19 protein-coding genes are annotated in these 23237 nt (G+C 57.6%); 15 read left to right on the plus strand and 4 right to left on the minus strand.

The annotated features are described in order from the left end of the window. Positions 1-139: 139 nt before the first annotated feature. Positions 140-1054, plus strand: coding sequence for a DUF58 domain-containing protein (locus ABEB25_RS10450; RefSeq protein WP_345736350.1), 915 nt, complete (start codon positions 140-142; stop codon positions 1052-1054). Positions 1055-1067: 13 nt separating this feature from the next. Beyond that, positions 1068-2909 carry a BatA domain-containing protein gene (locus ABEB25_RS10455; protein WP_345736351.1) on the plus strand — a complete coding sequence of 614 codons (1842 nt, stop codon included), beginning with the start codon at positions 1068-1070 and terminating at the stop codon, positions 2907-2909. Between the two features lie 5 nt (positions 2910-2914). Here ABEB25_RS10455 and ABEB25_RS10460 read toward each other — a convergent pair whose 3' ends face one another. Further along, positions 2915-4066: an Lrp/AsnC family transcriptional regulator gene (locus tag ABEB25_RS10460; RefSeq protein WP_345736352.1), complete on the minus strand. Its 1152-nt coding sequence runs from the start codon at positions 4064-4066 to the stop codon at positions 2915-2917. 182 nt (positions 4067-4248) lie between these two features. Here ABEB25_RS10460 and ABEB25_RS10465 point away from each other — a divergent pair, with 182 nt between their 5' ends. The 13 genes from ABEB25_RS10465 (at position 4249) to atpC (ending at position 18477) form a co-directional block, all read left to right on the plus strand. Continuing rightward, complete coding sequence (locus ABEB25_RS10465; RefSeq protein WP_345736353.1) at positions 4249-5487, plus strand: nucleoside permease; 1239 nt, start codon at positions 4249-4251, stop codon at positions 5485-5487. Between the two features lie 312 nt (positions 5488-5799). Beyond that, positions 5800-6966 carry an outer membrane protein assembly factor BamB family protein gene (locus ABEB25_RS10470; protein ID WP_345736354.1) on the plus strand — a complete coding sequence of 389 codons (1167 nt, stop codon included), beginning with the start codon at positions 5800-5802 and terminating at the stop codon, positions 6964-6966. Positions 6967-7036: 70 nt separating this feature from the next. Beyond that, positions 7037-8755: an FAD-dependent oxidoreductase gene (locus ABEB25_RS10475; RefSeq protein WP_345736355.1), complete on the plus strand. Its 1719-nt coding sequence runs from the start codon at positions 7037-7039 to the stop codon at positions 8753-8755. Between the two features lie 179 nt (positions 8756-8934). Continuing rightward, positions 8935-10425: a right-handed parallel beta-helix repeat-containing protein gene (locus tag ABEB25_RS10480; RefSeq protein WP_345736356.1), complete on the plus strand. Its 1491-nt coding sequence runs from the start codon at positions 8935-8937 to the stop codon at positions 10423-10425. Positions 10426-10748: 323 nt separating this feature from the next. Beyond that, the gene (locus ABEB25_RS10485) at positions 10749-11537 is read left to right on the plus strand and encodes an SDR family oxidoreductase (protein WP_345736357.1); all 789 of its coding nucleotides are present in this window, start codon (positions 10749-10751) and stop codon (positions 11535-11537) included. A 155-nt stretch (positions 11538-11692) separates the two neighbouring features. Beyond that, positions 11693-12598 (plus strand): F0F1 ATP synthase subunit A, encoded by a 906-nt coding sequence (gene atpB, locus ABEB25_RS10490; RefSeq protein WP_345736358.1) that lies wholly within the window; start codon positions 11693-11695, stop codon positions 12596-12598. Positions 12599-12675: 77 nt separating this feature from the next. After that, the gene (atpE, locus tag ABEB25_RS10495; protein ID WP_184211165.1) at positions 12676-12939 is read left to right on the plus strand and encodes an ATP synthase F0 subunit C; all 264 of its coding nucleotides are present in this window, start codon (positions 12676-12678) and stop codon (positions 12937-12939) included. Positions 12940-13006: 67 nt separating this feature from the next. Beyond that, positions 13007-13531, plus strand: a complete 525-nt coding sequence (locus ABEB25_RS10500) for a F0F1 ATP synthase subunit B (protein WP_345736359.1) — start codon at positions 13007-13009, stop codon at positions 13529-13531. Positions 13532-13555: 24 nt separating this feature from the next. Then, positions 13556-13951 carry a F0F1 ATP synthase subunit delta gene (locus ABEB25_RS10505; RefSeq protein ID WP_345736360.1) on the plus strand — a complete coding sequence of 132 codons (396 nt, stop codon included), beginning with the start codon at positions 13556-13558 and terminating at the stop codon, positions 13949-13951. 53 nt (positions 13952-14004) lie between these two features. After that, positions 14005-15534: a F0F1 ATP synthase subunit alpha gene (atpA, locus tag ABEB25_RS10510; RefSeq protein WP_345736361.1), complete on the plus strand. Its 1530-nt coding sequence runs from the start codon at positions 14005-14007 to the stop codon at positions 15532-15534. 44 nt (positions 15535-15578) lie between these two features. After that, entirely contained in the window at positions 15579-16460 is an 882-nt protein-coding gene (gene atpG, locus ABEB25_RS10515) for an ATP synthase F1 subunit gamma (protein ID WP_345736362.1), read from the plus strand. Positions 16461-16507: 47 nt separating this feature from the next. Beyond that, positions 16508-17965, plus strand: coding sequence for a F0F1 ATP synthase subunit beta (gene atpD / locus ABEB25_RS10520; RefSeq protein ID WP_345736363.1), 1458 nt, complete (start codon positions 16508-16510; stop codon positions 17963-17965). Between the two features lie 95 nt (positions 17966-18060). Then, a complete protein-coding gene (gene atpC / locus ABEB25_RS10525; RefSeq protein WP_345736364.1) occupies positions 18061-18477 on the plus strand; it encodes an ATP synthase F1 subunit epsilon in 417 nt (138 codons plus the stop codon). A gap of 408 nt (positions 18478-18885) precedes the next feature. Here atpC and ABEB25_RS10530 read toward each other — a convergent pair whose 3' ends face one another. From ABEB25_RS10530 to ABEB25_RS10540, 3 genes are all read right to left on the minus strand, one after another. Further along, the gene (locus ABEB25_RS10530; RefSeq protein ID WP_345736365.1) at positions 18886-19806 is read right to left on the minus strand and encodes a ThuA domain-containing protein; all 921 of its coding nucleotides are present in this window, start codon (positions 19804-19806) and stop codon (positions 18886-18888) included. 158 nt (positions 19807-19964) lie between these two features. Beyond that, positions 19965-20603, minus strand: a complete 639-nt coding sequence (locus ABEB25_RS10535; RefSeq protein WP_345736366.1) for a response regulator transcription factor — start codon at positions 20601-20603, stop codon at positions 19965-19967. Further along, positions 20600-22801 (minus strand): PAS domain-containing sensor histidine kinase, encoded by a 2202-nt coding sequence (locus ABEB25_RS10540; protein WP_345736367.1) that lies wholly within the window; start codon positions 22799-22801, stop codon positions 20600-20602. The genes ABEB25_RS10535 and ABEB25_RS10540 overlap by 4 nt, the downstream gene beginning before the upstream one ends. Positions 22802-23237 lie beyond the last annotated feature (436 nt).

Raw genomic sequence — 23237 nt, forward strand, 5'->3', positions numbered from 1 at the left:
ATAGGGAAGTTTGCTCCCAACAACGGGCCTGCTTGAGAGCAATCCTTGGTTGTGGGTCATTCTGGCGACGTAAATGCTTGTGCTTGCAGGTGTCTACATGGATAAAAGATCTGTTTTTGGACGTTAACTCCGCCTCCCCATGCCATCCGAAACTCTCGCCCGCGATGACCTCTTCGATGCGGCCTTTCTGGACCGGCTGCGTTCCCTGGCTGTGCGCCTGCGGAAGCGGCGGTCGCTGATGCGGCGCGGGGCGCAGTCCACTCCGGCCACGGGTTTTACACGGGAATTCAAGGACTACCGCCATTACACGCCCCGCGAGGACTATCGGGCGATTGACTGGCGGCTGTATGCGCGTCTAGACAAGCTTTTTGTTAGGCTTTATGAGGAGACCCAGGAGCTGAACCTGCACATCCTGGTGGATACCAGCGGCTCCATGGCGGAGCCGTTTGGCGAAAAGCGTCGTCAGGCCCTGCGGTTCGCCGTGGCGCTGGCCTATCTCGGGCTGGCCGGGCAGCAGCGGGTAAGTCTGCATTCGCTCAATGACACGGTGCGCCAGGAACTGCCACCGCTGAGAGGGCAGGGGAACATCGAAAAGATCATTCAGGCGGCCACACGTCTGAAGTATGGCGGCTTTACGGATCTGGAGCGGGGGTTCACGGAGTTCCGCCCCACCCGGCAGCGTTATGGGGTGATCTTTGTGATCTCGGACTTTTTTGGCCGGGATGTGAATACGGCGGCGGAGGCGGTGAAACGTGCCGCGGCCTGGCCTGGGGAGTGCCATTTTGTGCAGATTTTGCATCCTGAAGAGAGGCAGCCTTCCCTGGAAGGTGAGGTGGAGCTGACGGAAGTGGAGACGGGGGAGAAGCGACGCTTTTGGCTGACACGACGGGACATGCAGCGCTATGTGGACAGCTTTGACGCCTTTTGTGAAAACCTGGCCCGCGAGTGCGCGGCCCACCGCATTGACTTCATGCAGTGCGGGGCGGAGGAACCCTTTGAGGACCGCTTCCTGGATCTTCTGAACCGTGGGAGCGCGCTGGCCGGCGGCGTCTAGTAGGAGCGACTGCATGCAATTCCTGAATCCCCAGCTTCTGCATCTGGCCTGGTTGGCACTCATTCCGCTGGCGCTGTACCTGTTTCGGAAAAAGGCGCGCCGGGTGCCGGTTTCCACACTGCTGTTTTTTCGATCGTTGTCGCGCGAGCACCAGGAATCTGCCTGGCTGCGCCGGTTGAAAAAATGGCTCTCACTGCTGCTCACCTTGCTGGTGATCTGGTTCGCTGTTCTCGCTCTGGGCAGGCCTGTAGGGGATGCGGGAAAAGAATCCACGGGTGCGGTGATCGTGGTGGTGGATCGTTCCGCCTCGATGGCCGCCACCGATGCAGCGGGCAAAACCCGCGTGGAGGAGGCGCGGCGGCTTTTGCGGGATCGCCTCAACCGCCTGCCAGACCAGGTGGTGATCTCTCTGGTCGCCTACGATGCCAAGGCGCAAGTGCTGCTGTCACGAAACCGCAACCGCCGTGAGTGCCTGCGGTTGCTGGATGAGATCCGCCCGCTGCCGATGGAAGGCCGTCCAGATGCGGCAGTGACCGTGGCGCGGCGGCTGGCCGAACTGGAAAAGGGATCGCAGGTCTGGCATGCGGGGGATGCGGCCTGGGTGGATACGGAGGGCCTAGCCTATGAGTTTACCAACGTTGCTTTGCCCAGCCTGACCAATGTGGGCATCACGGGTTTTCAGATCCGTCAGGCACCGCTGGCCAGGGACCGTTACGAAGGGTTTGTCAAAGTCTCCGCTTCAAGCGCGAACGCTGGCAAGGTGACGGCCACGCTGGAAATCATGCTGGCGGGAAGACTGGCTCAACTGCGTGAACTGGAGCTGGAGCCAGGTAAGTCCAGTTCGCTCATTCTGCCTCTGGAAGGCGTGCGCGGCCAGCGGGTGGAAATGCGGCTGAAGACGGCAGGCGATTGCCTCGCCTGGGATGATGCGGTGGCGGCACCGCTGCCGAATGCGCGGCCCCTGGTGGTGGCCTGGGTGGCGGACAAGGCGGACCCGTTTACGGAGCTGGCGATGACCTCCATGATTGAGGCGGGACGCATCGAGATGCTGAAGGGCAGTCCAGCGGCTTGGCCCATGAAGGACAAGCCGGACGTGTATGTCTTTGAGCAATGGCTGCCGCCTGAATGGCCGACGGACCGCCCCGTGATTGTGCTGAATCCAGCCAAGTCTGCAGGACCGGTGCAGGTGAAGCCTTTGCCAGGGGCGGGACTGCCGCATGACAGCGTGCGCAGTGTGGCACCGGATCATCCCGTGCTGTTCCGGGTTTCGCCCACGCGGCTGGCCATCACCCAGACAGGTGTTTTAGATCTGGGTAGCTCGTTTGAGCCGCTGTGGATGGCTGGCACCGAGCCGGTGCTGGCTGCGGGTGAGGCCCATGGTCAGCGGGTGGTGGTGACGGCCTTTTCTCCTGCTAAATCGGAACAACTGGCCCTCCTGCCCGCCTTCCCTCTGATGCTGGGCAATGCCCTCTACTGGTGTGCGGAAGGGGATGAGGCGGCCTCTGGCCTGAAGGTGCAGCGCCCCGGAGATCTGCTGGAAGAGACAGGCCTCATCCAGTGGATGGAGTGGGATGGGACGCAGTTTCAGGAAGCTACGGATTCCTCCTCTTCAGGTCTTCTTTCCATCCGGCGTCTGGGGGCTTGGCAGACGGTAGACGGGCGGTCGGGTGCCAGCGTCCTCGCCTCTATCCAGGAAACGAATGTGCCTGCCAAGGGCGAAGTTCCGCCCTCAGCCACCTTGCCCAAGCTTGCAGGGGCCAGCCGTTTTAGCGACTGGCCTCAACTGTTGATCTGGAGCCTTCTAGGTGTGCTGCTGCTGGAGAGTTTCCTCTTCCACCGCAAAGCGGTGTTTTAGCCAAATCAGATCACGGGACCTTCCACGGCATCCCATTTTTGGTGCCATTCGCGGTAAACGATGGGGCTGATCTCGCTGGGCTTGATCTCACTGCGGCCACCCCAGAACACATTGGTGTATTCCACCGGAATGCCGATGGAGGCGAGGTGGTCATCAATAGCCGCCTTGTGTTTCATGATGAGGTCTTTGTCAGTGCCATGCACCACGCCCATGATGTTCACATTGCCAAAGCGGGGGCCGCCTTCGCGCCAGTAACAGTGGGTCATGATGGTATGACGACCGACTTCGGCACCGCCACGCTCCTGCATGCCCACAGGCACTTTCCAATGGAAGAGGCCGTTGAAGCGGGTCACCCGCACGCCGGTTTGGCTGGGTTTCACATGCTCAAGGAAGGTGGAGAAGCGGCCGATGACGCCTTTTCTATCGAGGTTTTTGGCCACCTCGCAGAAACGCTCCAGCGTGGTGCCGGCAGCGGCGGCGCGGCCAGCCCAGGGCTCCGGACCGATTTCTTCCAGAGAAAGCTCACCCTTCAGGTGCAGCAGGACATTCCACTCTTCCTCATCCAGGTCAGCGATGTTGGTGGTCATCATCTTGGCCGGTTCATCGGCCTTCTCGCCTGGCTCCATGGTCTTGCGGCGGACGTGGCCCACGCCCAGGGCAAAGATGCCGTGGGCAGGCATGAGGAGGTATTCTTCGGCCCCGGTCAGGCGCTTCAGCACGTCGGCGTGCTCCGTCATGTCGGTGCCCTGGGGCACTTTCAGGGTGGTCCACAGCCTGTAGTCGCTGCCGCTGACCTCGCGGTCTGTGGAACGAAGGACGACGTGGCCGCTGAAGGGATCCTCCTTGAACATGAATTCAAAGGCGGCGTCCAGTTTCTCATTCGGCACTTTCCAGGCCACCAGGGCACCTTCGGCCAGCTTGTTGGCCAGCAGGGTCTGGCGCACCCGGCGGATCACGCCCCCAGCGACCATGGCGCGGATGCGCTCCACCACCGTTTCAAAAGGCAGGCCGCTCTCTTCGGCGATGAACTGGAAGGGGTGCTGGTGAAAGCCCTTCACACGGTCTTCACTCACCGCCAGGATGCGGGCGTTGGTTTCTTCCGTGTGTTCGATAGGGAGGGTGTCGGCGGTCATGTTGAGAAAGGGGGCGGAAAGCATGGCAGATGTAAACACGCCACGCGGGGAGCGATTCTTAGCGCGCTCGCCAGGAATGACAAGGACGGCGTGCTCTTGGACAAGGTGGTTCAAAGATGCCAGGAATGAAAACCAAAGTGCTTTGCCAGGAATCCCGCCTTGCCAGCGTTTGTTCCGCTCCCTATTCTCGCGCTTTCTCTCCCGATATGAAATCACCCGCTGCTAAGAAGCTGTTTGTCATGATGGTCCTGGAGTTCTTCATCTGGGGGGCTTGGCTGCCGCTGATCTGGGGGTACATGGGCAAGGATGGGCTGAATTTCACAGAAACTCAGATCACCTTGGTCGGGACGGCCTTTGTCATCGCTTCCATTTTGGGCATCTTTTTCAGCAACCAGTTCGCTGACCGTAACTTTGCCGCTGAAAAGTTCATGGCGTTCAGCCACCTCGTCGGGGGATTGGCCATCCTTGGCATGTATTGGGTGAAGGATTTTCCGACCTTTTTTGGACTGATGCTGCTGCATTCCCTCCTGTATGTGCCTACCATTTCCGTCTCCAATTCCATTGCCTTTGCGCACCTGAAAGATGCCAAAAAAGAATTCGGCCTTGTTCGTATGGGCGGCACCATCGGTTGGATGCTCGCAGCCTGGCCGCTTTACTTCGTGTTGGAAGGCAAGGCCGGAGCTGAAGCTGTGGCGGCGAGCCGGAACATCTTCCTTGTCTCGGGCATCTCCTCCTTGGTGTTAGCGGTTTTCAGTCTCAGCCTGCCTCACACGCCACCGAAGCCTGCGAAGGCTGGTGAGAGCGGTTTCGCCTGGCTGCATGCAGCGAAGTTCCTGAAGAAGCCCTTCCTGTTGGTTCTTTTCATCGTCACCTTCATTGATGCCACCATTCACAATGGTTACTTCCTCATGGCAGGCAGCTTCTTGGGCAGCGAAACCGTTGGCATCAAGGCGCAGTGGATCATGCCGGTGATGAGCATTGGCCAGATCGCCGAAATTTTAACAATGGCGGTGCTCGGCTGGTTCCTCTCCCGCATGGGCTGGAAAACGACCATGATCCTGGGTGTGCTGGGGCACGCGGCACGCTTTGCCGTGTTTGCCTTCATGCCACAAAACCAGACGATGATCATCCTGGTCCAGGTGCTGCATGGCGTGTGCTACGCCTTCTTCTTCGCCACCCTCTACATTTTCATTGATGCGGCTTTCCCAAAAGACGTGCGCTCCAGCGCCCAGGGACTCTTCAATCTCCTGGTGCTGGGATTGGGAGATTTCGCCGCCAAGCTGATCTTCATTCCCTTGCAGGGTAAACTGACGGTCGATGGGGTGGTCAATTACCGCGAGCTTTTCCTCTGGCCTACCGGCATGTCCCTCGCGGCGGCGCTGCTGCTACTGTTCGCCTTCTGGCCACCGAAGGAACTGGATGCGCCTGCTGAAGTGTCGCACTGAGACCTAGATTGAAACATTGATCCAAAAGTCCGGTGGAGCCTGCTTCACCGGACTTTTTTGTGCAGACGAAGCTTGTTGATCGACTCTTTAACGGTCACCCATTCGTTTCCAGACGGCTGGTAGGTCTTGGCGGCGCAGCGAGGAGCGAGGCATTGACGGTGTCCTCACGTTCCCGTTCAGGTGGGAGTCAATGGCGGCAAAAGACAGGCTTGTCTCTTGCCCGCAGGCGGATGAATCTCTGCATCAGCCCTGGAACATCCGGCCACCTGGAGGCGTTTGTTCGTAGTTACCTGCGTGTTCCCATTACTGTCCATGAAGCCTGCATTCTCTCAGTTGATCCGTTCTCTCATCGTGCTGGCGCTTTGCCCTGCCGCCTTCACCCAGGCCCAGACAGCCGGGGAATGGGTCCACTCCCGTGGCAATGAGGCGATGACGGGAGTTTCGGCTTCAGAGCTACGCTTTCCTCTGGAACTGGCCTGGGAATTTAAAATGCAGGACAAACCGAAAGGGCAGGGGGAAATGCTCGTCAGCAGTGCCGTGGTGCGTGCGGGCAAGGTCTATGCCGGCTGCAAAGACGGCAAATTTTATGCGCTGGATCTGGCCACAGGCACCAAAAAATGGGAGGTGACGGCCAAGGGGGCCTTTGATGGTGCTGCCTCCTTTGCCGGAGAGCTGGTGGTCGCAGGTTGTCAGGACGGCTTTGTTTATGCCTGGAATGCGGAGACGGGTGCCGAGGTTTGGAAGTTCGAAACGGAGGCCGAAATCCATGCCGCCTCCAATACCTGGACCGACCCCAAAACGGGCGTGCAGAAGATCCTCATCGGCAGCTATGACTACAACGTCTATTGCCTGGATGCGAAGACCGGGAAGAAGGACTGGGCAGCGGAGACAGGCTACTACATCAATGGTGGATCCGCGGTGGGAGAGGGCGTGGTGGTCTTTGGTGGCTGCGACAGCGTGCTGCACGTGCACGATGTGGCCACGGGCGTGGAGAAGCGGCAGATCGAGGTCGGTTCCTACATTGGCAACAACGTGGCCATTGCCGATGGGGTGGTGTATGTCTCCCATTATGGCAACCGGGTGGGGGCTTACAATCTGGCTGATGGTGCCATGGTGTGGGAGTATGGGGAGCGCGAATTTGAGTATTACGCAGCCCCGGCCATCTGGGAAAAAGCGGTTTTTGTGGGAGGCCGCGACAAACGTTTTCATGCGATTGATCGCGTGAAAGGCACCAAGCTGTGGGAGTATCGCAGCCGCGACCGGATCGACAGCAGCGCCGTGATCTGTGCGGGCAAGGCCGCCCTCTTTGGCAGCGATGACGGTTATGTCTATGCCCTGGACCTGAAGGATGGCAAAGAGCTGTGGCAGTACGAGATCGGCGCGCCAGTGAAGACCTCGCCTGCTGTGGCGGGTGACTACGTGCTTTTTGGGGCGGATGACGGGGTGATGTACTGCTTTAAAAACGCTGCTGCCAAATGAGGCGGGGCCGCTGGTAGGGAAATCTGACCAGTAAGGGCGAGCGGTGGGTTGCGTTTCCTCAATCCTGACCATGACCCGCTCTTCCTTTTGCTCCCGGACTGCCGCCTTTTTGGTGCTGGCGACTTGCAGCCCTTCACTCCTTGCCGCTGACGTCATCGAGGCGGATGTCTGCATCTATGGCGGCACCAGCGGTGGTGTGGCGGCGGCGGTGCAGGCGGCCCGCATGGGGAAACGTGTGGTCATTGCGGAACCCGGTCGCCATCTGGGTGGCATGACCTCCGGGGGCCTCAGTGCTGTGGATATCGGGGATCCTCGCAGTGTGGGAGGGATCTCGCGCGAATACTTTACCAAGCTGGCGGCCACCGTGGGAACAGTCCTCGCCTGGGACAAACCGTTTGTTGCCAAAGGCGGCGGCCCGGCCACCGGCGGGGCTTATGCCATCGAGCCCCACAAGGCTGAAGAGGTCTATGCAAAAATGGCGCGTGAGGCGGGCGTCCAGGTTCACTTCGGAGCGAGGCTGGCCAGGGTGCTCAAAGAGGGGGCGAGCATCACTGAATTTGTCACGGAGGACGGCACGATCTTCCGCGCGAAGATGTATGTGGACACCACTTATGAAGGCGACCTGATGGCGAAAGCCGGTGTCAGCTACACGCTGCTGCGTGAGGGCAATGCGAAGTATGGGGAGACCTACAATGGCATCTATTACGATGAAAAATACGTGCCCCGCACAGGCCACCTACAGCCGGGGACGACAGGGCGTGTCAAAGGCGGGCAGGGCGTGTGGGATCGGGATTTTCCGCTGGACCCTTTTGTGGTGAAAGGCGATCCCAAAAGCGGCCTCTTACCCCTGATTCAGGAAGGTGATCCCGGCCGCCCTGGCGAGCCTGCACCGGGGGTTCAGGCCTACTGTTTCCGCCTCTGCCTGAGCGTGGACCCTGCTAATAGCACCCCCATAGCGCCACCTCGCGGCTATGACCCGAAGCGGTATGAGATCGTCGCACGCTTCATCGAGGCCTGCCTTGCCAACGGGGATGACATGGACCTGCGTTGGTTTTCCAAGCATGATGCTCTGCCTAACCAAAAGTGGGATTTTAATACCGCCACCTTTGGGGGGAATCTGCCAGGAGCCAGCCATGAATGGCCGGAGGCCAGCTATGCTCGTCGACAGGAGATCGCCAAAGAGCATGAGAACTACCATCGGGGGCTGCTCCACTTTTTGGCAACCGATCCCCGAGTGCCGGCGAAAGTCCGCAAGGACATGGCGCGCTTTGGCCTACCAAAGGATGAGTTCACCGACAATGGCGGCTGGCCACACCAGATCTACGTTCGCGAGGCCCGCCGCATGATCAGCGATCTGGTGCTGACCGAGCACCACACCTTTGGCCGTGAGATCGCCCCCAAACCGGTGAGCCTCGGCAGCTACGGCACGGACACCCATGAAATCCGCCGCATCGTGAAGGATGGCATCGTCATCCGCGAAGGCAAGACCGCAGGTGGCCGGGGGGGCTTCGGCCCTTACCAGATCGGCTATGACTGCATCGTGCCCAAGCCGTCGGAGTGTGAAAACTTGTTCGTCACCTTTGCCCTCAGTTGCAGCCACACCGCCTTCAGCAGCCTGCGTATGGAGCCTGTCTTCATGGTCACCAGCCAGAGTGCCGCGACAGCCGCCGTCATCGCCATTGAGGACGGTGTGTCCGTCCAAAAAGTGGACTATGAGAAACTGCGGACCCGGCTGGAGAAGGACGGGCAGGTTTTGACCTGCAAGTTCAAGGACAGCGGAGGTCATTGATAACCTCAAATCGAGGCATGCTTCCAGAGATCGGGGAGATGCCTGATTCGAAGCTCTTTCCAAAGTTTCCCCAATGTTTACACCAGCCACGGTCGGAACGAACCCGCTACCACAGACGAAATCATCCCGCGGCGAAGCACTACTGGCGATGTGGAATGTATTGCACTCGAAGTGACCTTATGAAACGAACCATCCTTCTATCGTCGATCTTCGCATTGGTCGGCGGCTCTCTCTGGGCGGTCGGACCTGTGGAAGCTGGTAAAACCCAGGGAGAAGCGACGAGCGGATTTGAGGTGCGGATCCCTGCGCCAGGCCCGGATGTCATAGCCGATGATGTCCTCCAACAGGCCATTGACAAGGTCTCCGCGACAGGTGGCGGGGTGGTCTTGCTCGGGGCAGGGGACTTTAAACTGACGCGTCATGCAGATGACGAAACCGTGGTGATCAAAAGTGGGGTGACACTGCGAGGTCAAGGTTATGCCACACACATCTATCTGGACCCCAAGACTCCGCCGAATGATCTGCGTTACTTTCCGATGCGCATCGGCACGGCTACGGTTCCAGCGCACAATGTGGTGATCGAGCACTTGCGGTACACCGGCAATGACAAGGCCATTGGCGGTGGTTCCGTGATGGGCTTCAATGCCAGGCTGGACGAAAAGGAATCACTCTTGCTGTCATGTGACAACATCACCGTTCGCCATTGCTGGATCTATGATGCCAAACAGGCGGTGGGCTGCACGAAACCGGCCACGGCGATGTACCTGGCCAAGCATGTCATAAGCGCAGAGGAAGCGAAAGCTGCGGCTGGCGAAATTGAAAAGACGCGCACTGGCTATTTCGATGCGGATAGAATGGCCACCCAGTTCAAAAACTGGCAGGTTTATAACAACTACATCGAGACCTGCGGAAACAAGGCGATCGAACTCGCTGAATGCAATGGCGGCCTCATTGCGGACAACCACATTGTCAATGTGGTGGATGGACCCCAAGTGATCTTTGGCAGCCGCAATGTGCAGATTCGCGACAACATCGTCTATTTTACCAAGACCGGCATCAACATCACGGAAGGCTCGCATCACATTCGGGTCACCGGCAATCATGTGGAGCCGATGCTGAATGCGTCCAAAACCGAAGCGCTGCCGTGTCTGATTTTTCGCACGGAGCCACTGCCGCTGCACTCAAAAATCAGCGATGTGGTTGTGACGGGGAACATCTTCCGCAACCAGCATACCAAGGCCAAATGCGCCATGCGTTTTGTGACTCGCCCCGAAGCGCTCTCCTGCACCTATGAAGGCATTACGCTTTCGGGCAATGTCTTCGATGGGGATGTGCAATTTTACGATTTACGCAACCCGAGTCAGACAACGATCCGGGACATCCTGTTTGCTGACAATGTGTGCGAAGGGACGGTGCTCACCGAGCCAAACAGCACGATGGTTTCCAGCCATGTCATGGTGCGTGGCAATCTCCTGCGCCAGACCGGTACCGTCATCCTGAATGCAAACCAGTGGATCTGGTCCGGCAACACCCATGTCAATGGCACGCTTGAGGTTGCCGAGGGCGCCAAGTCTAACATGATCCGCGACAACGTCACGGCCAGTCCGATCCTGGGCGGTGGTGCCGAAAACGTGTTGGCCGAAAACATCGTGATGAAGGCATCCAAATGAAACACCCCGCCCCAGGCCGAGCCTGGCGATACTGAGGTTCTTTCGGTGCATCGTTGGCAGGCTCTTTTGACTGCGGCAGGCCACAAGGCTGGGAAGAGCCTGAGCGAGGGAACGGTGACCCTTGGGCAGGCCCTGGTGGTGCTGTGGGAATTCATCGAATAAAGGGCCAGACAAAGGGGTTGTTTGTCAGCTTAGCCCTGGCCGGCGGGTCTCAATATGTCTTCAGGGCATCTTTCTGGTCTCATGAGGCGGGCCGACCCAGGATGAGGGCCAAATCCTGCTTCCGTTCGCAAAGTTGTCTCAGCCCACACGTTATTTCCGCTATGAACCGCCTCCCTTCACCCTTTGATCTCACAGGCCAGCGCATCTGGGTCATTGGCGGGGCGGGATGGTTAGGCCAGTCCACGGTGCTCACCCTGGCTGAAATGGGGGCCAGTGTTTTATGTGCAGACCTGCCGGGGCGCAGCGCGGCCTTTCTCGAAAAAGCCAGCTTTGCCGGAGACATCACCCCGGTGGATCTGGATGCCCACGATACCGATGCTCTGTTGCCCTTCGTGCAAAACCATCAGCGCAGCCATGGCGTGCCGCATGGATTGGTCAATCTGACCTATGCTTCCACTCCCAAGCGGATGGCGGAGCTCACGGCCGCAGACTTCGATGAAGTGAACCACGGCAATCTCACCAGCACTTTTGTCCTCACACGGGCTGTGGCAGATCTCATGGCCGCAGCCGGGCAGGGGAGTGTGGTCCTGTTTTCCAGCATGTATGGTGGTGTGGCACCCGATCCCCGAATCTACGAGGCCCCCATGAATACCAACCCCATTGAGTATGGAGTGAACAAGGCCGGCATGCGCCAGATGGCCCGCTACATGGCCGTGCACTACGGCAGCCGGGGAGTCCGCTGTAACACGATCTCACCCGGACCTTTCCCAAACCCCAGTATTCAGGCTTCGCAGCCTGATTTTATCGAGAGGCTGTCGCAAAAAGTGCCTTTAGGCAGGGTGGGAGCGCCCGTGGAGATCGCAGGGGCAGTAAGCTTTTTGCTCAGTGATGCGGCCAGCTTTATCACGGGAATTGATCTGCCTGTGGATGGCGGCTGGACGGCTTGGTGAGGCCTTTTTTCTGATTTAATTCGGAAAGCCGAAAAGTCGTCGGACACCTGTAAAATAAGGGCACGGACGACTTTGTGAAATTTTTCACAAATAAGTCTTGCCTCTCTTCTCCCCACTGCTAAAACACACTCTGCCGACTCGGCCCGCTATTTGCTATGGACGTAAGTTTTACCTTTCCCTCATCCGCCATCGTGCTCGCTGAAGTGAGCCGCAAGGCCGTGTCTTTGCTTGGTGGGGACGGCAAGGAGAGTTTCTGGGCCTTTGTCACCAACTCTTGCTTCGTGGCGGCTCTTGTCACTGGAATCATCATCTGGGTATCCAACAAAGCGACCTCCAAGATGACGCTCATCCCGCATCCGTGGCAGAACTTTTTTGAGTCCATCATCGAGGCTGTTTACAATCAGGTGGAGGCTATTGTGGGGCCCAAGCAGGCACCTCGCGCTTTCCCTCTTCTGGCGACTCTTTTTATCTTCATCCTGGTGGCCAACTACTTTGGTCTGCTTCCAGGTGTTGGCACCATTGGTTGGGGGCATGGGCACGGGATGCTTAGCCTTGACCACGTCAGTGCTCCGCTTCTCCGCCCGGCAACGGCAGACCTTAACATGACCTTGGGCATGGCTCTTTGCTTCATGTTGATTTGGTTTTACCTGACGATCCGCGAGCTAGGTGTTTGGGGCTTCATCAAACATACCTTCGGTCCTAAAGGTGGTGCCAAAGGCTTGATGGGCGTTTTCATTGCGTTGGTGTTCCTTCTGGTGGGAGCAATCGAAATCGTCTCCATCATGTTCCGCCCGGGTTCGCTTTCCCTGCGTCTCTTCGGGAACATTTACGCAGGTGAAACTCTTCTTCACACGATGATGACTCTGGGTGACATGTTCGGCCTTGGCAGCATCGGTAAGTTCATTGTCGCGACCATCGCTCCGATTCCTTTTTACTTCATGGAGCTGCTGGTGGGTCTTCTGCAGGCCAGCGTTTTCACTCTCCTTTGCGCCGTTTACATCCAGCTCTCCACCACTCATGACGAGCATCATGATGAAGAGCACGGGCACGATCACCATTGAAGCCTTTGACCTCCGGGACCATGCCTCTGAGCGTGGGCGGTGGCCAGAACAACCAAATACAGAAAGACTAATACACTATGATGATGGAAGTTATGACCCTCGCGGCTGAAGCCGCCGCCGCTGCTCCTGCAGCCGCCGCTGGTATCTCCGGTTCCCTTACCCTGGGTCTCGCTGGTGCTGGTGCCGCTATCGGCATCGGTCTGATCGGTGGCAAGGCAGTGGAAGCTGTCGGCCGCAACCCAGGTGCTGCTGGCAGCATCCAGACTCTGGCAATCATCGGCATGGCGCTGGCAGAAGCCGTCGCCATTTACGCTCTGATCATCGCGTTCCAGGGCCGTTAATCCTCCCAGAAGGCGGTGGTCGCCAGTCGACCACCGCTTTCTCCCCGCTCACTTACTTGATCTTGTCATGACCACGACCCTCCTTGCTGCTGCCTCCGACATCGCTGATCAATTTGGCCTTGAATTGCCAAAGTTGATCGCGCAGGTCCTGATTTTCCTTGTCGTGTTTTATGTGCTGAAGACCAAGGCTTTTGGCCCCATCCTGGCCATGCTTGAGCAGCGCCGCCAGCGCATTGCCGATGGCGAATCCAAACTGGATAAAATTGCCCGTGACCTCGCAGAGGCTGAAAAGAATGCCCAGGCCATTGTTGATAAGGCCAATGATGACGCCAACCGCCTCGTGAAGGAAGCTGGTGACAGTGCCAAATCCCTCGCAGAGAAGCGTCAGCAGGAAGCCATTCAGGAAGCTGGCCAGATCCTGGCCAAGGCCCGCGAAGCCGCCAAGCTTGAGCACGAACAGCTCATGGCCCAGCTTAAAAGCGAATTCGGCCGCATGGTTTCTGACGCTACTTCCCGCGTGACTGGCAAGGTCCTCAACACCGACGATCAGGCCCGCATCAATCAGGAAACCTCCGCCCAGGTCAGCCTGTAATCCCTTTTCCTCGCCACCACGACTATGAAAATCAGCAAGGAAGTCCGCCGCACCTCTCGCCAGCTCTTCCGCGTCTGCCTGGTGAATGGCAAGCTGGATGAATCCCGCGTTCGTCTCGTGGTGAACAAGATCATCACCAGTAAGCCCCGTGGTTATCACGGCATGCTCGATTCCTTTGCTGCCCTGGTGCGCAATGAAGTCGAAAGCCAGCGCGCCGTTGTCGAGAGCGCTACTTTCCTGACAAATGACATCCAGGCTGGTTTGAAAGCCAGCCTCACCCAGAAGTACGGTCGTGAACTGGCTCTGGAGTTTCACATCAAGCCCGAGCTTCTTGGCGGTGTCCGTGTCAAGGTTGGCAGCGATGTCTGGGACGGTTCCGTCAAAGCCCGTCTCGAAGCCCTTAAAGCCTCTCTTTCATAATCGTTACCGTTCGGCAGCAGCCTTCATTTTCCCTTTCAAAACCAGCAGTTATCATGAGCAACATCCTCCAGGAGATCGAATCCCAAATCGCCGGACTTAAGACGGCGGTCACCAAATCCAATGTCGGCGTGGTCCGCGAGATCGGTGACGGCGCAGCCAAGATCGAAGGTTTGAGCGATGTCATGCTCAATGAAATGATCGAGTTCCCAGGCGGTCAGTTCGGCTTGGCTCTTAACCTTGAAGAAACTGAAGTCGGTTGCGTGCTTCTCGGTTCTTCCGAAGGCATCAAAGCAGGCGACGAAGTCCGCACCACGGGCCGCCTCCTTTCCGTTCCTGTCGGCCGTGCGCTTCTCGGTCGTGTGGTCAGCACCCTCGGTGAGCCTCTCGACGGCAAAGGCCCGATCAAGGCTGACGCTCAGTATCCTGTCGAAAAACTGGCTCCTGGCATCATTACGCGTAAGTCCGTGTCCGTTCCTGTGCAGACCGGCATCATGTCCATCGACGCCATGATCCCAATCGGCCGTGGCCAGCGTGAGCTGATCATCGGTGACCGCTCCACCGGCAAAACCACCATCGCGGTGGACACCATCATTTCCCAGGCCCAGCAGAACAAAGCTGCCGAGCAGGGCAAGCTGGCTGGTCACAAGCCTCTTTATTGCATCTATGTCGCCATCGGCCAGAAGCAGTCCAACGTCGCTCGCGTCGTCAAGACTCTGGAAGACGCCGGTGCCATGGAATACACCGTCATCGTCAATGCTTCGGCTTCTGACAGCGCTGTTAACCAGTATCTCGCCCCATACACAGGCTGCTCCATCGGTGAGTGGTTCATGGACCAGGGCCAGGATGCCCTCATCGTCTTTGATGACCTTTCCAAGCAAGCTGTGGCTTATCGTCAGGTTTCCCTCGTGCTGAAGCGTCCTTCCGGCCGTGAAGCCTATCCGGGTGACGTGTTCTATCTCCATTCGCGGTTGCTTGAGCGTTCCGCTCGCGTGAATGAAAACTACGGTGGTGGTTCCCTTACCGCTCTTCCGATCATTGAGACGCAGGCTGGTGACGTGTCTGCCTACATCCCGACCAACGTGATCTCCATCACGGACGGTCAGATCTTCCTCGAAACCGATCTCTTCTATCAGGGCATCCGCCCAGCCATCTCGGTGGGTCTCTCCGTGTCCCGTGTGGGTTCCGCAGCCCAGACGAAGGCCATCAAGAAGGTTTCCGGTACGACAAAGCTCGATCTCGCCCAGTTCCGCGAACTGGCTGCTTTCGCCCAGTTCGGTTCCGATCTCGACGCCGCCACCAAGGCCAAGCTCGATCGCGGTGCCCGCATCGTGGAGCTCTTCAAGCAGCAGCAGTATCAGCCGAAGAGCCTGCCGATCATGGTCATCAGCCTTTACGCCATGCAGAAAGGCTACTTCGACAGTGTGCCTGTGGATCGCGTCAAGGAATTCCAGGCCAAACTGGAAACCTATCTCACCGAGCGCAAGTCTGAGCTGGTTGAAAAGCTCGCCAATGAAAAGGCCCTCGACAATGTCGAAGCCGACATCAAGACCGCCCTCGAAGACTTCAAGACTGCCTGGAAGTAATTCTCCTGGTTCGCTGCCCTACGTTTTTCTAGCTCTCCGCTCCCATGCCCTCCACCCGCGACATTCGCCGCCGAATTAAATCGGTCAAAAACACGGCCCAGATCACCAAGGCCATGCAGCTCGTCGCGGCTGCGAAGATGAAAAAAGCGCAGGATCAGGCCGCTAATGGTCGTCCCTACGCGGAGCTGATGAACAAAATCCTCGTCAGTCTGAAGGAAAGTGCCGCCGAAGGTGTGCATCCATTCTTCAGTGAAGGGGCCGGGAACAAGACTTTGGTTCTGGTCATTGCGACCGATAAGGGACTTTGCGGTGCCTTGAACACTAACTTGCTCAAGAAGCTAATCAACACCCCGATCGAAGGTGAAGTGGAATACGTTACCATCGGTCGTAAAGCCTCCCAGGGTCTTGGCCGTCTCCGCAAGACCTTGATCGCCGACTTCCCCATCAAAGACCCGGCGAAGTTTGTCGAAGCCCGCACCGTTTCCAAATTCATCCAGGACAAGTTCCTATCTGGCGAATACAAACGTGTGCTCGTCGCTTTCAACAACTTCATCAACGTCGTCACTCAGGTGCCTTCGATTGAGCAAGTTCTCCCGGTCAATCCTGTGACGCTGGGCGGTAAGCGTAACTTTGATGAAACCTCCAAGGAAGCGAATCCTACGGACATCCCGGATTACACCTTTGAGCCCGATGCGGCCACCGTTTTCCAAATGGTCCTGCCCCAGTATGTCAATGGCACTATCTTCCAGATGGTCCTCGAAGCCCGCGCTTCTGAGCACAGCAGCCGAATGGTGGCTATGAAAAACGCCACCGACAACGCCAAGCAGATGCTCAAAGATCTCAGCCTCGAATACAACAAGCTGCGCCAGGCCGCGATCACCAACGAACTCCTCGAAATCACCACCGCCAAAATGGCTCTTGAATAGCCTCTTTTGCATTCTCGACCCTCTGATTCTTTCTGACCCCTTCCAATATGAGCAACATCGGCAAAATCGTTCAAGTCATCGGTCCCGTGGTGGACGTGGATTTCTCCGCCACAGGAAAGCTGCCTGAGATCTACAACGCCTTGGAGATCAAATTCGATCTCGGCGGCAAAACCTCCCGTCTGGTCTGCGAAGTGCAGAGCCACCTTGGCGATGGCTGGGTCCGTTCCGTGGCCATGTCTTCCACGGAAGGCCTGAAGCGCGGTCTTGATGCGCTCGACGTTGGCACCCCTATCACTGTCCCTGTCGGTGAAGAAGTTCTGGGCCGTATCTTCAACGTTACTGGAGACGCCATTGATGACCAGGCAGCCCCTGTCACCGCCAAGCGTTACCCGATTCACCGCCCGGCTCCTGCCCTGGTGGACCAGAACCCATCGGCTCAGATCCTTGAGACTGGTATCAAGGTGATCGACCTGATTTGCCCTTTCACCAAGGGTGGTAAAGTCGGTGCCTTCGGTGGTGCTGGTGTGGGTAAGACCGTGGTGATCATGGAGCTCATCAACAACATCGCCAAAGGCCACGGTGGTTATTCCGTGTTCGCTGGTGTGGGTGAGCGTACACGTGAAGGTAACGACCTTTACCATGAAATGATCGAGTCCGACGTTATCAAGGTTAAGAAGAACGGTCACGACATCGTTCGCAACTCCCAGGGCGGTTACATCAGCGAGCCAGGCTCCAAAGTGGCCCTCGTTTACGGCCAGATGAATGAGCCTCCAGGCGCTCGTCTCCGCGTTGCTCTTTCCGCCCTCTCCATGGCCGAATACTTCCGTGACGAGAAGAACCAGGACGTGCTTCTCTTCGTGGACAACGTTTTCCGTTTCTCCCAGGCTGGTTCCGAAGTGTCCGCCCTTCTGGGTCGTACTCCTTCCGCTGTGGGTTACCAGCCAACGCTGGCCGCCGAAATGGGCGCCATGCAGGAGCGAATCACCTCCACCAAGAGCGGTTCCATCACCTCCTTCCAGGCCGTTTACGTTCCTGCGGATGACTTGACTGACCCGGCTCCTGCCAACACTTTCGCCCACCTTGACTCCACCGTGGTGCTTGAGCGCTCCCTGGCTGAACTCGGCATCTACCCGGCTGTGGATCCTCTTTCCTCTGTGTCCAAGGCCCTGGCTCCGGACATCGTCGGTGAAGAACACTACCGTGTTGCCCGTGGCGTCCAGCGTGTGCTTCAGCGCTACAAAGACCTTCAGGACATCATCGCCATTCTCGGCATGGACGAACTGTCCGATGAAGACAAGCTGATCGTGTTCCGCGCCCGTAAGCTTCAGCGCTTCCTCAGCCAGCCTTTCCACGTGGCCGAAATCTTCACTGGCACCAAGGGAGAATACGTTTCCGTTAAGGACACCGTCCGCGGTTTCGCTGAAATCCTTGATGGCAAGCACGACGATGTGCCAGAAGCCAACTTCTATATGAAGGGTGGCATCGACACCGTGCCGAAGGCGTAAGCCCGCATGGTCAAGGGTCGAGATGGTCAACAGTTGCGACTGATACCATCTTGACTGGTTTGACCGTTTGATTCTTTGACTTTCAGATCCCTCTCATGCCTCTCAAACTCGAAATCGTTACCCCCGAAGCCCGCATCTTCTCGGATGAAGTGGACACTGTTGTGCTCCCGGGCTTTGAAGGTGAAATGGGCGTCCTCCCTGCTCACGCCCCTTTGGTGACGACCCTTCAAGTGGGTGAACTTCGTTATACGAAGGGTGGCAAAACCACGGAACTCGCAGTGGGCGAAGGTCTGGTCGAAGTGACTGGCTCCACCACCCGCGTGCTGACGGACATGGCCCTCAGCAGCGATGAGATTGATGAAAAGGCCGTCGAAGAAGCCATGGAGCGCGCCAAGCACTCCTTGGAAAGCCTGAAGCATGGCGAACAGCAGGAAGAAGTGGCCGCCGTCATGGCCATGATCCAGCGCAGCGCCGCCCAGCTTCAGCTCAAACGCAAGCGCAAGACCCTCTAAGTTCGATTCTTTTAAAACCCTTGGATGCCTTTGGTATCCAAGGGTTTTTTATTGGGCACTCAGGGACACCGTGCGGGGCACCCCGGCTTTTTTGCGAGTGTGAAGGGGGTTGCTTGCACTGACACGATTTAGCCACACGGATTGGCTGAACCAAGCTTCAGGACTCCTCGGCCTGAGACGCATCCCAATATGCCGAGCGGCGTCCGTATCTGAGCCGCGCCTTTCAAGGCGCGGTTTTGGCCCGCGTACCGCCTTCACTCATCGCGTCGCAGCGCGACGCCCGAACGGCTGCGATTTCACCCATCCATCACGCTAAATCGTATGACTCCTGTGAGCTTGACGCTTTGGCTTGCCGTAAGCGGCCACACAAAAGGGCAGGGGAGAGTCAGCTCAATTGAGACGTCCGGCTTACTTCTTCGGCGCTGGGCGCGGCTGTTTGGGATAACCTTCCAGTTTGACCAGGCTCAATTGGCTCTCGGTCGGAAAATCTGCAGGCACATCGGCGGTGGCCTTTACGTCTCCTGTAGCCACCCATTCGGTGCCTCGTTGGAAGGTTTCGTAAAATCCACGGCACAGCATGGAGTAGTCTGCATGGCCCAGCGTGGTATGAAACACGCGGCCCTGGCCATAGCTGAGCACCATGAGGTTGGGCTCCTGTTCGGCTGTGAGGTCAGACTTGGCGCTGGCCAGGATCTGGATGTTTTCTGCGGGGCCGCGCAGGCGACTGTAAAGTTCGTCTTGGGCGTGCAGCCAGCGTTTGGGCAGACCCCGTGTGATAGGGTGCTCCGCATTTTGCACCTCGACGATGAATTCATGCTGCGGGCCATGGGCACCGCCTTTGCCGACGCTGGTGTCGCGAAACAGCTTGCCGTTTTTGACGTAGATCCAGGGTCCTGAAATTTCATCACGGCCACCCCAGCCACCGACTCCAATCATTTGGTTATACTCTTTCCATTCGGGGAACGAATTGTTGGCCGCGTGCACGGAGACAAAGCCACCGCCGCCTTTGACATAGGTATCAAAGGCAGTCCGCACCGCCTCCGGCCAGGGCTCGCCGTTGTAGTTGCTAACCACGGCTGAGTAACCCGCAAAATCAGGTTTCCAGCCAGCCCATGCTTCCGGGGTAGCACCTTTGGGCGGGGTGGTGGAGACGGTCACTTCGAAGGCACCGCTGCTTTCCAGGGCATCCTTCAGTACGGGGGTGGTGATGTCCCACTTGTGGTTATTCTGCCCGTCCACGATGAGGATTTTTAGCTTCGCGCCAGAAGCTCCAAAAGCGGTCCAAAGGGCGAGGCTTAACACCAGCAAAGTCGGGAACAGGGATTTCATGCCTGCTTTAAGCCAGCGGCAGGGCTTTACGGCAAGAAAAAACCATGTTGAGCCTCAAGAAGATTAAAGGCCGACCAAGCCTCATTCTAGACAACAAAAAACCGCCAGGAGCACCCCAAGACTCCAGGCGGTTGATGAGGGGATGTGAGGTTGAGATCCTATTTCTCCACCCAGCGGACAGCTTCCATGAGCAGTTCGCGGGCTGAGGCAAGACCCAGCTTCTGGCGGATGTTGGCCTTGTGGGCGTCCACCGTCTTGGCGCTGAGCTGCAGTTTTTCGGCGATTTCGTGGGAGTCGAAACCACGGCCGACCATCTCGAAGACTTCGAGCTGACGGTCGCTGAGCATGCGTCCTGGTTCGCCGCGGGAGCCTGAGCGAGGACCGCCACCGGAGACGATGCTGCCCAAAAGGTTGGCACTGAAGAAGAAGCCACCACCGAGCACCTGGCGCACGGCCTGGAGCACACGGACAGCGCTTTCACCCTTCATGATGTAGCCCATCGCGCCGGCACGGAGGCAGCGTTCGGCATACACGTTTTCGTCATGCATGGAGTACACCAGGACATGAATTTCTGGGTGGCTCTGCTTGAGCTTTTTCACCAGATCCACACCGCTGCGGTCCTTCAGCGTGATGTCCAGAATGATCACATCAGGCTTGAGTTTAGGGATCTGCAGGAGGGCGGTATTGGCGTCTTCGGAACTGCCAACAATCTGAAGATCTTCCTGGTTCTCCAGGATTTTCTTCAGACCTTCGATCACGATCGGATGATCATCGAGGATGTAGATTTTATATTTCACGGTTTGTATTTTGGCTTGTGGTTTGGTTTTGTCGTCGCTTGGGGTGGTCCCTCACCGGGTGGCAGGGGAAATTTGCAGGTGATTCTGACGCCCCCTTCGGGCGGGCAGTTCACGGAAAAGTCGGCATGGATCAGCGTGGCGCGGTAGTGCATCACTCGCAGCCCGATCCCTTCAAAGCCAGGTCGGCAGTCAAAGGAGCGGCCATCGTTGAAGATCTCCATCTCGGCATGGCCAGCGTCAGCTTGGCGCAGGCTGATGGCGATGTGCGTGGGGTTGCCATGCCGGATGGCGTTGTTGATGGATTCCTGGGCAATGCGGAAGAGGTGGCTGCTGAGGGCGGAGTCTGTGACCTTCATCTCCAGATCCGCCGTAAAGGTGCATTCACGGCGGAAGCTGGTCCGCACCGTGTCTGCCAGCAGTTCGAGGGAAGCGGCCAGATCCCGGTGCTGAATCGCTGTGGGGGACATATTGCGGGAAAGCTGCCGCACTTGCTGGATGGCCTGGCGCACCAGTTCACGGATGCGTGCCGCCTCAGATTCTTCGCTGCCTTCCAGTCGCAACTGCAACATTTCGACCAGTGCCCCGATGCCCGTCAGTAACTGCCCCACCCCGTCATGAAGATCATGGCCGATACGGGCCTGCTCCTGCTCAATGGCCTCCATCAAATGATGCTGCAGGCGCTGCTGCTCCGTGATGTCGATCGCGGTGATGATGAATCCTTCGATTTGCTGGTCCGCATTGCGCGTGGCCGTGTTGTGCACCTGGATGATCCGCAGATCTCCCGCCTTCGTCCGTGCCCTAGAGATCGCGGTGACACGCGGCGCACCTTCAATGAGTTTTTTCAGGCGCTCTTTCGCCCTGGGCATCTCTTCGGCATCCACCAGCCCACTTTCCCAGATGGTCTTGCCCGCCAGTTCCTTGGCAGAATAGCCGGATATTTTTTCCACGGCCGGATTCACTTTGAGGATCCGGCCTTCCAGATCCACCAGCCCGATCATTGCCGCCGATTCCCGCACCAGCGTGTCATTGAGCTGCGACTGCCGTTTCAGTTCCTGCTCGGCTTGGCGGCGTGCGCTGATGTCGGTGAAAATGATGATTCCCTGGCCGCTTTCATGGGCCGTGTCTGGCAGGAAGGTCACGGCCGCATGCGCATACAGGTATTTGCCTTCACGGCGCTTCAGGGTGATCTCGATTTCCCTTCGTGGTTTTACATTCGCTTCCACCACCTGCTTCCAAAAGTCCTCTTCCGGCCGATTCTGTCCGTCCAGCAGGTCCGGAATACGCATCTGGGTGAGTTGCTTGTCCGTGTACCCCAGCATGTGACGGAGGGCGGAGTTGACCTTGGTGATCTGGAGCGTTGTGTCAAAAACGGCCACGCCTGAGGGGTTGTTTTCAAAGAGGCCCCGATAATAGGCCGCCTGCCTGCGGGTAAATTCTTCGGCGGCCAGTTGTTCGCGAATGTCGCGCGTGGTGACTAGCACCCTTTCTCCTGGTAGTCGGCGCAAGACCACTTCCACCTTGTGTTTGCCACCGTCCTTTTGCAGGTGGGAACCTCGGATGGTGACTTTCTGACAGGTCTTGGGAAGGGTGGGCTCCGTCTTTTTCCCTAGATCCATTTGCACCACGTGCTTGATGGGTCGCCCATGCAGCTCAGCCTGCGTGTAGCCCAGGGTGTCCAGCGCTCCCTGGTTGGCGAAGAGGATGCGCCACTTCTCATCCACCAGAAAGATTCCGTCCACCCACTCCTCCACCAGCGTGCGACATAAGGCATTGAGGGAGGCTTCATTTCTCAGTGCCTGGGTAGAGAGGGCCAGGGGGGTGATTACCTGCACCAGCCCGATCGCCCTCGTCATCGTACCCTGGGGATTTCTTCGCAAGGCCCGCCAGTCATGCTGGATCCACTCCCAGCGTCCATCCTTGCAGGCCACCCGCATTTGCACAGTGACAGTCTCTGTCTGACCACTCGCCAGGGATTCCCGGCCTATGCGCACCCTATCCAGATCATCGGGATGGACCAGTGAATCCCACCCCTCCGGCAAAGCCTGGATTTCTTCAGGGGCATATCCATAAATGCCCGCCAGCCTGTCTCCATTCTCGATCAGTTTCTGACTGTCGAAGTCATAGATGTAGGCCACACGTTCTTCGATGCCATCGATCCACGCGTTAAACAGCGGTTCAACATTTGGCTCATCCTGCAAAGGGGATCGGGTTCCCCGCCCCTGGCGGCGTTCGATCCTCTTTAGAAGCTCCAGCTCTTCCGCTTCGACTGAGACTGCTTTTCCCGCCGAAGATACACTCTCCGACCGATCCTGAGGATCTCGAAGAATATAGTTTTGCTGGGGGTTGATGCTCACTTTTTCAGTAAGAAATATCTGCGTTTTTAAATTTCAATTAGCACCCTTAGGAAAGCTGATATTGGGCTAGGTGCAATTCTTTTTTCTAAATGCGCACGAAGTCCCTGCGAAAAGCATTTCCTAGGCCGTCGTCTTGACAGTCAGCTTTCTTATTCAAAACCTCCCTGGGAAATACTCAGGTGGTTGGAATACAGATACGTTTCCATTGGCCCTGTCGCTGCCTTTTTCCTTCTTTGGCATGGGTGCGGTGCAATCGTCCGATTGCTCTGCCCCAGTACGT

This window comes from Prosthecobacter algae (assembly GCF_039542385.1).
In the GTDB taxonomy this organism is placed as follows: Bacteria; Verrucomicrobiota; Verrucomicrobiia; order Verrucomicrobiales; family Verrucomicrobiaceae; genus Prosthecobacter; species Prosthecobacter algae.

Coding starts and splice junctions, on each gene's coding strand:
- ABEB25_RS10450 (WP_345736350.1), top strand. CDS start 140: ATGCCATCCGAAACTCTCGCCCGCGATGACCTCTTCGATGCGGCCTTT.
- ABEB25_RS10455 (WP_345736351.1), top strand. CDS start 1,068: ATGCAATTCCTGAATCCCCAGCTTCTGCATCTGGCCTGGTTGGCACTC.
- ABEB25_RS10460 (WP_345736352.1), bottom strand. CDS start 4,066: ATGCTTTCCGCCCCCTTTCTCAACATGACCGCCGACACCCTCCCTATC.
- ABEB25_RS10465 (WP_345736353.1), top strand. CDS start 4,249: ATGAAATCACCCGCTGCTAAGAAGCTGTTTGTCATGATGGTCCTGGAG.
- ABEB25_RS10470 (WP_345736354.1), top strand. CDS start 5,800: ATGAAGCCTGCATTCTCTCAGTTGATCCGTTCTCTCATCGTGCTGGCG.
- ABEB25_RS10475 (WP_345736355.1), top strand. CDS start 7,037: ATGACCCGCTCTTCCTTTTGCTCCCGGACTGCCGCCTTTTTGGTGCTG.
- ABEB25_RS10480 (WP_345736356.1), top strand. CDS start 8,935: ATGAAACGAACCATCCTTCTATCGTCGATCTTCGCATTGGTCGGCGGC.
- ABEB25_RS10485 (WP_345736357.1), top strand. CDS start 10,749: ATGAACCGCCTCCCTTCACCCTTTGATCTCACAGGCCAGCGCATCTGG.
- atpB (WP_345736358.1), top strand. CDS start 11,693: ATGGACGTAAGTTTTACCTTTCCCTCATCCGCCATCGTGCTCGCTGAA.
- atpE (WP_184211165.1), top strand. CDS start 12,676: ATGATGATGGAAGTTATGACCCTCGCGGCTGAAGCCGCCGCCGCTGCT.
- ABEB25_RS10500 (WP_345736359.1), top strand. CDS start 13,007: ATGACCACGACCCTCCTTGCTGCTGCCTCCGACATCGCTGATCAATTT.
- ABEB25_RS10505 (WP_345736360.1), top strand. CDS start 13,556: ATGAAAATCAGCAAGGAAGTCCGCCGCACCTCTCGCCAGCTCTTCCGC.
- atpA (WP_345736361.1), top strand. CDS start 14,005: ATGAGCAACATCCTCCAGGAGATCGAATCCCAAATCGCCGGACTTAAG.
- atpG (WP_345736362.1), top strand. CDS start 15,579: ATGCCCTCCACCCGCGACATTCGCCGCCGAATTAAATCGGTCAAAAAC.
- atpD (WP_345736363.1), top strand. CDS start 16,508: ATGAGCAACATCGGCAAAATCGTTCAAGTCATCGGTCCCGTGGTGGAC.
- atpC (WP_345736364.1), top strand. CDS start 18,061: ATGCCTCTCAAACTCGAAATCGTTACCCCCGAAGCCCGCATCTTCTCG.
- ABEB25_RS10530 (WP_345736365.1), bottom strand. CDS start 19,806: ATGAAATCCCTGTTCCCGACTTTGCTGGTGTTAAGCCTCGCCCTTTGG.